General features: G+C 41.3%; 10 protein-coding genes. 4 read left to right on the top strand and 6 right to left on the bottom strand.

Annotated features, from left to right (window positions below; translation table 11 throughout):
• Positions 1-88: 88 nt before the first annotated feature.
• Positions 89-874, bottom strand: a complete 786-nt coding sequence (locus V7K25_RS30805; RefSeq protein WP_335163603.1) for a WD40 repeat domain-containing protein — start codon at positions 872-874, stop codon at positions 89-91.
• 537 nt (positions 875-1,411) lie between these two features.
• Here V7K25_RS30805 and V7K25_RS30800 point away from each other — a divergent pair.
• Positions 1,412-3,355, top strand: a complete 1,944-nt coding sequence (locus V7K25_RS30800; protein WP_335163601.1) for an amino acid transporter — start codon at positions 1,412-1,414, stop codon at positions 3,353-3,355.
• 580 nt (positions 3,356-3,935) lie between these two features.
• Here the strand turns inward: V7K25_RS30800 and V7K25_RS30795 are convergent.
• The 3 genes from V7K25_RS30795 to V7K25_RS30785 all read right to left on the bottom strand — a co-directional run bounded on the left by V7K25_RS30795 (position 3,936) and on the right by V7K25_RS30785 (position 7,102).
• A complete protein-coding gene (locus tag V7K25_RS30795) occupies positions 3,936-4,820 on the bottom strand; it encodes a hypothetical protein (protein ID WP_335163600.1) in 885 nt (294 codons plus the stop codon).
• Positions 4,821-4,891: 71 nt separating this feature from the next.
• On the bottom strand, positions 4,892-5,482 hold the full coding sequence (locus tag V7K25_RS30790; RefSeq protein ID WP_335163598.1) for a DUF1517 domain-containing protein: 591 nt from the start codon (positions 5,480-5,482) through the stop codon (positions 4,892-4,894).
• 45 nt (positions 5,483-5,527) lie between these two features.
• A complete protein-coding gene (locus V7K25_RS30785; protein WP_335163607.1) occupies positions 5,528-7,102 on the bottom strand; it encodes a pentapeptide repeat-containing protein in 1,575 nt (524 codons plus the stop codon).
• A gap of 67 nt (positions 7,103-7,169) precedes the next feature.
• Here V7K25_RS30785 and V7K25_RS30780 point away from each other — a divergent pair, with 67 nt between their 5' ends.
• Both V7K25_RS30780 and V7K25_RS30775 read left to right on the top strand, forming a co-directional pair.
• Positions 7,170-8,009 (top strand): prephenate/arogenate dehydrogenase, encoded by an 840-nt coding sequence (locus V7K25_RS30780; RefSeq protein WP_335163605.1) that lies wholly within the window; start codon positions 7,170-7,172, stop codon positions 8,007-8,009.
• 119 nt (positions 8,010-8,128) lie between these two features.
• Complete coding sequence (locus V7K25_RS30775) at positions 8,129-8,419, top strand: hypothetical protein (RefSeq protein ID WP_335163596.1); 291 nt, start codon at positions 8,129-8,131, stop codon at positions 8,417-8,419.
• 149 nt (positions 8,420-8,568) lie between these two features.
• Here the strand turns inward: V7K25_RS30775 and V7K25_RS30770 are convergent, their stop codons facing one another.
• A complete protein-coding gene (locus V7K25_RS30770) occupies positions 8,569-9,081 on the bottom strand; it encodes a DUF3122 domain-containing protein (protein ID WP_335163594.1) in 513 nt (170 codons plus the stop codon).
• Positions 9,082-9,555: 474 nt separating this feature from the next.
• Between V7K25_RS30770 and V7K25_RS30765 the strand changes: the two genes are divergently transcribed.
• Positions 9,556-10,476 carry a polysaccharide deacetylase family protein gene (locus V7K25_RS30765; RefSeq protein ID WP_335163592.1) on the top strand — a complete coding sequence of 307 codons (921 nt, stop codon included), beginning with the start codon at positions 9,556-9,558 and terminating at the stop codon, positions 10,474-10,476.
• A 211-nt stretch (positions 10,477-10,687) separates the two neighbouring features.
• Here the strand turns inward: V7K25_RS30765 and V7K25_RS30760 are convergent, their stop codons facing one another.
• Positions 10,688-11,275: a prolyl hydroxylase family protein gene (locus V7K25_RS30760; protein WP_335163590.1), complete on the bottom strand. Its 588-nt coding sequence runs from the start codon at positions 11,273-11,275 to the stop codon at positions 10,688-10,690.
• Positions 11,276-11,655: the final 380 nt, after the last annotated feature.

Raw genomic sequence — 11,655 nt, 5'->3', positions numbered from 1 at the left:
TAAACGAGCGCCCATATATTAAGTCACCTCGGTAGATGCATTCTCCGTATTTACTTATCTTTACATAGGTTGGTTTTTTCATGCCTACCTACTTAGAATGTCCATCAAATTTCTTAGTGCAATTCCAAAGTTTGATAGTTTTATCAAGACTACAAGAGACAATAGTTTTGCTATCAGAACTAAAACTAACTTTGGTGACGCTATCTCTATGTCCCTTAAAAGTTCTTTTAGAATTATAATTTTTGTTCCAAAGAGTAATCAGACCATCATCGCTGGCTACTGCGATTGTTTCACCATCCGGGCTGAACGTAGTGTAGTAAACTTTTGCTTCATGCCTTTCACTACGTATGACTGATGGAACATTTTCATCGATTTTCCAGAACATAACACATTTATCCCAACCACTTGAGATAAAAGTCTTGCTATCAAGTCCAAAACTTACTGCTGAAACTTCTGCGAAATGCTCTTCAGAACTGCTTTTTAGCTCATTTTTTTCTAAGTCCCAAAGTTTGATAGTGTGGTCTTTACTGGCAGAAGCAATAAGTTTACCATCTGGACTAAACGCCACATTTATCACATCCTGTTCATGACCACTAAGAATATTTAACGGGTCTCCATTTTTGCTCCAAAGCCTGACGGTTTTATCTTCACTGGCAGAAGCAATTATTTGACTGTCTGGGCTAAAGCTAACGCTAACAACCGACTTTTCATGACCTGCTAGAGTTTTATATAGTATCCACTGGGTTTTAACATCTGTAGATTTTATCCAAATTTTAATGGTTTTATCCTCACTTGCAGAGGCAATCATTTCGCCATCGGGGCTGAAACTGATATCCATCACCTCATCTTCATGCCCCTCTAAAGTTTGCAACAAATTGCCATCAAAGCTCCAGAGCTTGACAGTTTTGTCACTACTAGAAGAAGCGATTGTTAGAGGATGTTTGAAAAGTCACAAAATATACTAGAAATCCTACTTCTATTCCTCTCTCCGAAAGGTCATGAGACTTTGAAATTCTCATTCCCTTGTAAGGACAGCTTTCTTCATAGGCCAGGTTTACGAGGTTTAAATGTTACCAAAAATACTTTTTAAACATTCTTTTAGAACAACCTCTTAGGACAAATTGGCTAATTACATAGCTGCCTTATTTAGCAGCGCCCTTTTTTAGAACTGAGGCAGCTTGAGGCTGTAAAGGGTTAAGCCGAAAATATACTGACATCGGAATGAGTATTTATATACACAATCTGTAATTTAACTTAATAAGCTAGACGGCTACGAACAGCTACGATATATTTTGCAAATCGGACAGGATGCTTAACATACAATAATAATGCTATGTCTTTGTAGTTGAAAATTTTAATAAACCACAAAGGCTTAAAAATCACAAAGTCGATTGCAACACAACCGTATTTGATGGCTAAATCAATTCTTTCAACAAAACGGCTCGGTAGCCAGTTAATCGACTGGTTGCTTGAAGAACATCGACCAGAGAAAGAAGGGCCTTACCGCAAGGAAGAACTACATCGCCAGCATCCTTGGTGGCAGGTGATGTGCTTGACTGGTGTAGATTATTTCTCAACCCTTGGCTATCAACCTGGGATTGCAGCACTGGCTGCTGGCGCTCTTTCTCCTGTAGCTACCCTAATTCTAGTTTTACTAACGCTCTTTGGAGCATTGCCAATCTATCGGCGCATTGCTGCCGAAAGCCCTCATGGTGAAGGGTCGATCGCAATGTTAGAGCGTTTGCTCCCTTGGTGGCAAGGGAAATTACTTGTACTGTGCTTACTCGGCTTTGTCGCAACTGACTTTATTATTACCATTACCTTGTCAGCTGCTGATGCCACAGCCCATGTTATCGAAAATCCGCTAACGCCAAATTTTCTTCACGATCAGACGATCGCTATCACCCTAATATTAGTTGCATTACTAGGCGCAGTTTTCTTGAGAGGTTTCCGAGAAGCGATAGGTATTGCAGTCTTTTTAGTGGGAGTTTATCTGCTGTTAAACTTCATTATCGTTGGCCTTGGTCTGTATCAGATTTTAACTCATCCAGATGCGATCGCTAACTGGCAGACTGCACTTTTTGCCCGCCATTCCAACCCTTGGATATTATTTGGCATAGCTCTCCTTATATTCCCCAAGCTAGCGCTGGGATTATCAGGGTTTGAGACTGGTGTAACCGTTATGCCCCTGGTAAAAGGTAGCAACAACACTCCGCACCATTGCAAAGGGCGAATTCGGAATACACGCAAGCTGCTCACCAGTGCTGCTGTGATTATGAGCTTCTTTTTGCTGACCACGAGCTTTATAACTACTTTATTGATTCAACCCGCAGAATTTGCTTCTGGGGGCAAAGCTAATGGACGGGCCTTAGCTTACCTGGCACATCTATATCTAGGCAATGCCTTTGGCACAATTTACGATTTAAGTACTATTTCGATTTTGTGGTTTGCAGGTGCATCTGCAATGGCAGGGTTGCTGAATATTGTGCCTCGCTACCTACCGCGCTATGGCATGGCACCCAATTGGGCACGAGTAACGCGACCTTTGGTATTAGTCTACACAGCGATCGCCTTTGTTGTCACAATTATCTTCAGAGCAAATGTGGAAGCCCAAGGTGGAGCTTATGCAACTGGTGTGCTTGTGTTAATTACCTCAGCCGCCTTTGCCGTAACCTTATCAGCCCACCGTCACAGACAGAAGCGAGCAAGACTGGTATTTGCAATTATCACACTGTTATTTTTATATACCACTGTTGTTAATATCATCGAAAGACCAGAAGGTATTAGGATTGCTGGGTTTTTCATTGGTGCAATCATTTTTACCTCGCTAGTTTCTCGTGTTTGGCGTTCAACAGAACTACGAGCAGAGCGGATCGAAGTTGACGAACTTGCTGGTCAATTCATTGCCGAAGAGAGCCAGGGAGCAATACGCTTAATTGCTAATAGGTTGAATACGGGTGATGTCGTAGAGTATTTTATGAAAGAGAAAGAAGTGCGCGAGGACAATCATATTCCACCCAACGATCCAATTCTTTTTCTAGAGATTCAAGTATCAGATGCTTCCGAATTTGCCGATGTTATCAAAGTAAGAGGGGTACAAGTTGGTGATTACCGCATCCTCCGGGCTGAGAGTGCAGCAGTACCTAATGCGATCGCGGCTTTGCTACTCTATATTCGTGACCAAACAGGTAAAATTCCCCATGCTTACTTTGGCTGGGTTGAGGGCAACCCCATACAATATTTACTGCGTTTTATCTTGTTTGGGGAAGGTGATATTGCTGTAGTCACCCGTGAAGTACTCCGTCGGGCTGAAAAAGATCCCCATAAACGTCCTGGCGTTCATGTCGGCGGGTGAGGAAGAAAGGGAAGCAGGGGAGGTAGGGGGAGCAAAGGAAGAGACAATTTATAGCGATTTTCATTTGAATAAGTACTGGCTAGGGACACGGCATTATCGTGTACCTACGAGTATCTGTGTTATCTGGATTGGGCTATAGTGAAGCTCACATAACTTCAGGAGTACTCACAATGAATCAGATACAACTGACTTTAAGTATTGTTTACCTGTTCATGACATGCTATTTTCTAAGCAATTGGTTCATATTTTCCCTACGTCATCCTATTACTACTCCAGGAGATAAATTTTTATCAGGTGTTATGTTTTTGGTAACAACTATCTTCTGGCCTCTAATGATTCCGATGTCTTGTTTAGAAATGCTTCAAAAAAAGCAAATTGACTTTAATAAAATGGTTCCTGTTCTCTTAGCAATATTTGTATTTAGTATTTCATATTATTTGACTGAATAATTCATAATTAATCGTCAAAATTTATTTATATATAAAAAGAAGCCGGAGGCTCACAAATCAACCCTCCGACTTTTTTATGCAATACACTACCTTCACTTCTTAGGCAGTCTATTTATTGAACTTGGAATTTTTTAACGGCGTCTGCTCCCGAAACCACTTGAGCGGCGGGGTGCTGAACTACGTCCACTACCAAAACTACTACCAGAATCGCGTCTAGGTGAAGTAGCTCTGCCAGAGGGTCGTAGAGTACTACCACCAAAACCAGAACCAGAAGGACGGTTATTACCTGTAGTGCTACGCGGTGTATTGCGTATAGTTGAATTTCCCGGATACGATCTTCTAATTGTCCCTGTATTGCGGAATGCAGTGCGATTTGTCACGGCTGCGGGTGGTGCATTATAGCGAGTTTGGTAGCTTTCAACTGCTTGGCCATAGCTTCCGCCATATCCACCAAAGCCACTTAATCCTCGGCCTGATTGATAGACAGGTGGTACATAATACTGGGGTCTAAAGAACATACTACCAATTGCCTGACCAGCCAAGCTACCAGCCACAGACCCAGCAAATGGTGCCCAAAAGTTATTTTCTCGACGGACTACCACCGTCTCTTGTTGTCCTGTTTGAGGATTGATTTTATTCTCGGTAACGTTGTGAACATATTCAATTTTAAAATCTTCTGTCAGATATAAAATCGGTTGACCTTTTTCTACCTTTAGATAGGTCTTTTTACCTTGCTTGATTTCATCATCACTTAACCGTGCCATTTGCAAATTTTCGGTTGCAAAGGTTGGGGGATTATTATTAAGTAAAAACAGGCTATACTCACCACTTGAATCGTCATAAGTCGCTTGTTGTATTTGATACTGTCCGTCACTTAGCTTGGTGTTAGTAGAGCTTTGACTAACGTTCTTACCTGGAGGATTAGCTTCGTTTCCCCCACCACAAGCAACGGTTGTCATACACAAACTCAGAGCTAAAAAAACTGCTGTAAATTTACGTACTATGGTCATGATCATTGGATTATTGTCCTATCTCTGAGCTTAACAATTTCTCGATGTGAGTAGTAAGTACGGACTACCCAACTACATTATAAAGGAATCAATTCTGGGTAATATTGCAACAGTTGGTCGCTAGTAAGTTCATCGCCTAACTGTGCTGGCGAGAAATGCACTTGGATTGCTTTGAATTTATGTTTATAATGCAAATTTATCAATGCTTTCAAGCCTTCCTTGAGTGCTTGAATGTTAGAAAGATCAGTTTCCAACTCTGGTACTTCTCCTTCATAAGCTGCTGTAATCATCACAATGACATTCTGGGTTAGAGGTATAGATAAAGGTTCATTTGATCTATCAGAACTGTAACTTGGTTCACTGAGATATCTTTGGGCAGAGTCAGTAAATAATTCATTCACGTAATCTCCTGCCTCGCCTTCATCAAAAAATACGTCACCTTCGTTAGCAGCAGAAAGCCAATATTCATCGTATTGCAGTAGGGTTTGGCTAATTTCTACCAATCCTTCTCCTAAAACTTCTAAATCGCCATCGGCATCGATCGCATCTCGTCCAGCACTATTTAATACTCCCAAAATTGGTGCTACCTCGCCTCCCCCTAAGTGCAGAAATAGGCGCAAGACTACATAGCGAGTTCGACCGATCATTTTATTAAAGGTATCGCGCATTCTTTCCTCCAATTTTTATTTTTTCATTACTCATGAGTTTAATAATTAATGTCCAACATAGTGAAATCCTTTGACAAAATCTATAACCATATTTAACGAAGGTAATATGTATTTTGTTGCTTCACTGGATATATCATTATAAGCTGAAGCATTCAGAGCAGAGCGATTAATAAATCGTTTTCCAAACTGGGGATTGTCATGGGCAATCAAAGTGTGAGCGCTGGAATTCGTTAAAATTATTTGAGTTGGTGCTTTACAAAAATTTAACTTTGCAGCTACTTCGATATTTTTTTTCATCTGTTTAATTGTTGTAGCCTGACTCATCGCTTGCTCTAGAATAATATTTAATTCTTTTCCGATATGGGGTGATTTTAGCGATTTTAAATTTTGGTTCGCAATAACTTCATTGTTAATCATTTCTACCATCCTGGAAATATTCTTTTGGGTAGATACCGCATCTAGAAAGGGAAGAATCGCAATGTAAGCAGTTGGAAATAATGCTTCGTCGCTATCTACATGAAATGTAAAAACAGTTCGACGAGGCCCACTTTCCATGCTTGGGGGTTGTTTCAGCGCCCGGTATTCTTGAGCAATTTGATAATAAGCGCCAGCGAGAGCAAAATTGGCTTCGTGTTCTATGGCTGTATCAACAATAATTCGGATTGTTGGGGGTGTTTCGTTAAAAAATTCTCGTGACTCTTGGGAATGGAAGTTTTGGATAATGGAGCGATCGCCTGCCGGGCTAAGATCAACCCATTCACAAATCATGCCTTCGGTTTTTAAACCAAACCTGGAGGTAGCATAAAGCTTTGCCCCAGTTAAAGTTGATCCTGTTAAGTCAGCACCAATCCATTCCGCCCTGATTAATTTTGCCTGAGTTAAATCGGCGTGGATAAAAATTGTATTCGTTAAATTGGCATTGCTTAAATCTGCGCCAATTAAAGTAGCCCCGCTCAATTTTGCACCGCTCAAATCTGCCCATCGGAGATTTGCACCGCTTAAATCTGCCCACCGGAGGTTCGCCCCGCTCAAATCTGATCCGCTCAAGTTAGCATGTCTGAGATTTGCTTGTCTGAGTTCGGCATCTCGCAAATTTGCGCCGCTAATGTCACAACGACTGAGATCGCTGGCATTTAAGTTAGCCATCTCCAAGTTGGCTCCCGTCAAGGAAGCGCCTTTCAATACGGCTTCACTCAAGTTAGCGTGACGGAGATTCGCTTGGCGGAGTGTCGCCTCTCGCAAATCGGCACTGGTGAGATCAGCCTCCGACAGATCGGCGCGGCTGAGATCGGCACGAATTAACTCGGCGCGGATCAATGAGGTTCCTTTAAGTTGAGCGCGACTAAGATCCGCTCGAATCAAATTAGCAACGTTGAGACTGGCGTTATTCAAGATGGCGCTACATAAATTTGCGCCACTCAGTCTTGCTACATTCAGCTTGGCATTGCTCAAGTTAGCTTCACTCAGATTCGCGCCGCTCAGGTTGACTATACTCAAATTAGCATCGCTAAGATTTACGCCACTGAGCTTCGCCCCACTTAGGTTAGCTTCCGCAAGGTCAACACCATTAAAGTTTAAGACTCCTGCCGCGTATTGTTCCAGTAATTCCTCTACAGTCATTGATGCTACCCCTTGGATGCCAACTTTAATAGTTGGTATCATAAAAAACGGAATGTCAAAATCAAAAATGAATATTGGGATTTTAGGACTGGGACTGATCGGCGGATCTTTGGGTTTTGATTTGCGATCGCAAGGACATCATATCTTAGGAGTCAGTCGCCGTGAATCCACTTGTCAAAAGGCAGTTGCTCTCGGCAGTGTCGATCAAGCATCTGTTGATCTGAGCCTATTGGCAGCCGCAGAGGTTGTATTTATTTGTACACCTCTAGCGCTTATTGTGCCCCAATTTCAGGAAATGATCGCTCATTTGTCTGCTTCTTGCGTTGTAACTGATGTAGGTTCAGCGAAAGCACAGATAGTCAAAGCGATTTCTCCCCTTTGGGATAATTTTATCGGCGGTCATCCAATGGCGGGGAGGACAGACAGTGGGATAGAAGCTGCACAGCGAGATTTATTTGTTGATAAACCTTATGTATTAACACCGATAGCTACAACTAAAAGTAGTGCAATTACAGTTGTAGAGGAAATTGTGCGATCGCTTGGGGCTAAAATTTACTATTGTCAGCCTGAACAACATGACCGCGCTGTTAGTTGGATTTCTCATTTACCTGTAATGGTCAGTTCCTCGTTGATTGCTGCTTGTTTGAGTGAAACTGACCCCGATGTTTTGGAATTAGCCCAAAAGTTAGCTAGTTCAGGTTTTCGGGATACCAGCCGTGTGGGTGGTGGGAATCCAGAGTTGGGGGTGATGATGGCACGGTATAATCGTCAGGCATTACTGCGATCGTTGCAACAGTATCGTCACAATCTCGATGAGTTGACTAACTTAATTGAGCAAGAAAATTGGGCAGCTTTAGAGCAAAAGTTGAAATCAACAGGAAAGGCACGACCTGATTTCGTTGATTAGTTTTAGGGTGCGTTACATTATTTACAACGCACCCAATACTGCGTAGGTTTTGCCTAAAAAAGCACGTTTTATAGTCACCAAACCGATGTACTATACAGATAAATTTACAAAAATCAACAATGGTAGAACGCCCAATTAAGAAATCGGAACGTCAGTCCCAAGCAAGCACTGACAACAATTCCGAAAATACGGATTCTATACCTCCTATTGAATCCAACCCCAAAAGCTCAAAACCGAGCCGTAATCGCTCGTCTGACAAGGGGAAAAAAGCATCCTATGGAGAAGAAAACAGGCAGCAGGGGAATCCTGCCCTAGCACGCGGTCCCAAACCCGTTAAACCTCCAGTCAAAGTCCAAACAGAAGAACTTGAAACCGAATCGGAACCTACTTCTGAGGAGTCTCAAGACTAATATTACAAGTGTTACGTGTGATGTGGGAAGCTATCAGCGTATGAAGACTGGGATTTCTGGCTTGAAGGCAGTTATCATACCCCACATCACCATTGGTTTATTTTTATGTTGAATGCTTTTAGATTAAACTTTACCATTGGTGGATAAAGTCAATCAATTTCTGTAACTAGCCATTGCCACTCAGTGACTATAGTGTTAGATATATTGAGAATCAATTGCTGTCCACTAGAAAGCGGCACATAGAGTTTGAGCGCATCAGTTGTTGGCAGTTTCGGTAAGATATCAGTTAAGTTATATTCGCCTACATTAGGGACGGGTACATTTAGAGGATATGCATCCGATGCATTCAGCAATCTTCCAACTACTGTCTCAATCAACAATGGTTGGGGGTGAGCAATTTCAACAACACCCGGAAAAGCAACCAAGCGCAATCGCAACTCTTTTACCGGACTATTGTAATTCTGTTTGAACAGTAGGACTTGCCAGGCATATCCTTTTTCATCTTTGATAGATACTTGGGAGTGGTAGTATAAGACACCAGGAGAATCATGGTGTTGACGCAGCAGTGCTTGTGCTGACTGCACACTCCATCCACATCCAGTTAATGCCAGAAACACAACTAGGGCACAACGCCAAAAATATTGTTGGAATTTTAACTTCATCTGACACATTTTACAGCACAATTTAGGAGCAGATATAAGGACGCTTCCTGCTCCCCTGCCCTAAAAAGCAATGGAATATTTTTTTATTTGTCAGTCCCTTAGCTGGTGTGTGCAAAGTTTTGGCCCCTTTTGTTAACCTACGGACTAGCATTTCTCTTGGTTACGGTTATACTGCCTTTATTGGTCGATTAAATCCACTGGGTATTATTGTATCTAGGTTACTAGTGCTACTTTGGTACTTAGGCGGTCAATTAGTACAGATTAAATTGAGACTTTCTTTAGCTTTAGCTGGGATGTCTCAAGCTATTTTATTCTTTATTGTTTTAGCAAGATATATATTAATTTACAACCGAGTATGAGTGATGTAACAGGGAATTTGGGAATAAGAAGTACGGGAAGGGGGAGAGTAACTCTTGACTAATGACCAATGACCAATGACCAATGACCAATGACTAATATTTAAGGAGATTTAATGTGTCTAATCGGAAATTATCACTGTTACTAAAAGTAGTAACTATTATATTGGCTGTTGGTGTAAGTAGTGTAACTATTAGTCTGCTTGTAGGCATAACTAGACTTGACCAACTATTGGGAATTCAAAAGCCAAAAAGCGAAACTGCTAAAACGAGTTTAGATAGGGCAATGGGTGCATCTGCTCAGTCTATCACCCCAGCCACAGTCCTGATGAATGAAGTGCCAAAGCCTTTTGAGGGAACAATCATTTATCAGGCGAAACTAAAAGCAAATGAGAAAGTCATCGCCCTGACTTTTGATGATGGCCCTAGCCCCAAAAATACGGCGCAGATTTTAGAAATTTTGAAGAAAAATAATATCAAAGCGACATTCTTCATGGTTGGGCAAATGGTGAAATATTTTCCCCAAGTTGCCAAACAAGTGGCTGCTGATGGTCATGTAATTGGTAATCATACATGGCATCATTGGTATTTTCAAATGGATGGAGCCACTGCATCTAGTGAAATTGATCGTACAGCAGACATCATCTACAAGACAACAGGAGAGAAAACGACTCTATTTCGTCCCCCCGGCGGCTTTCTGAATAATGGACTAGCCCAATACGCCAAAAACCAGAAGTACGCTATCATGATGTGGTCAGAACAGTCGGGAGACGCTGAACGTCGTTCGCCTCAAGTGCCAATGCTGGTAAAAAATGTGCTAAAAGAGGCAAAACCAGGTGCAATTGTACTGTTGCACGATGGGGGCGGTAATCGTTCCAAATCTGTCAAAGCTTTACCAGAGATGATCGCAGGTTTGAAGGCCCAAGGCTATCGATTTGTGACGATTCCCCAATTGCTAGAAATGCAAGCCAAAGAACAAAGTGCGGTAACAGCAGCATCATCTGTGACCAAAAGTCATGAACATCCAAATCATCAGTAATAGGCTAGAGCTAGTTACACCTCTAATTTTGCTGACAATATTGGTCTGTCTCATTAATTTTGTTGGGTTCGTAGTAAGCACTTCAGTGCTTAAAAATCTAGGACTAAAGTCCTTACTACAAACTTGTTCACTTAACCCACTGCAAATAGTATATCTGCTGAGTTAATTAAAGTTCAGTCTAGTGGCAGTGGTTATTCTTTCTCTAGAAAATCTAAACATATTTCAATTGACGGTACATAATATCCGAGCGTAAAACGTACTTTCGTCCTTGGATAATAGGAGCGCCTTCATGTACTAGGTCATGGACAAAACATAAAACCATACCTGTTGCTGGAATCACAGCGATATTAGATAAATCTTCATAGTATCGGCGAGAAAGATGAAAAAGCGTATCACCGCCTTCAAAACCTTCATTAAGGTAAATCATGAAAGTCAATAGACTTTCCTCACCGTTAGGTCGCCGATAAGAACCATCATGATGAAGCGCAAATCTCTGACCTGGGTCATAGCGATAGAAACGAAAACGCTCATTCAGTCCAACCGCTTGCCATTTGCCAATAGGGCTGGGTATATAACTTGATACACGCTGCCATAAATCAAAAGCCCGTTCTTGGTCATCTAAAATTACACGCTGATTATTGCGAATGTCAGGACGTATTTCAAAACCTCGAATGGTATTAATAGGAGCATCTGTATAACCAATGTTTTCGGTTAAAGTAATATACTCAGCACATTCTTTTGATGAAAGAATATTGTCTAACGTAAAAATTTCGTTGCCAAGCAAATTTTTCTTGGTCATGGTTGAGCTGATTAAAATTTAAGCTTTCTGATAGTGTAAACTAACCATTTGTTTTGGGAAGCACAGTTAGTTTCCATAATAGACATCTCCAAACTATAACCCCAGCATTACCGAGATATCCTCCCGCAGTTGTTTAATCTGTTTCAAATGTTTACATACAATCTAAAAGATTTCATAATGCGACACCTCATAAGCTCCAGCCCTACAATCGCAAGCACACGCGAGCGTAGGGTTTTTTATCCCATCTTCCGCACTTCGTTTGTCATATACAAATATTAAAAATCTTGGTTCTTCAGTACTTGTTATGCCAAACTATTAAGATATAGGCATCAAACAATGTCAAAAAATGTGTCAATAATCTGCTAAAAGTACTATAAAGA

Source organism: Nostoc sp., assembly GCF_036919495.1.
In the GTDB taxonomy this organism is placed as follows: domain Bacteria; phylum Cyanobacteriota; class Cyanobacteriia; order Cyanobacteriales; family Nostocaceae; genus Nostoc.
Note: the sequence above shows the minus strand (reverse complement) of the source record. Positions and strands in the feature narration are given on the sequence as shown.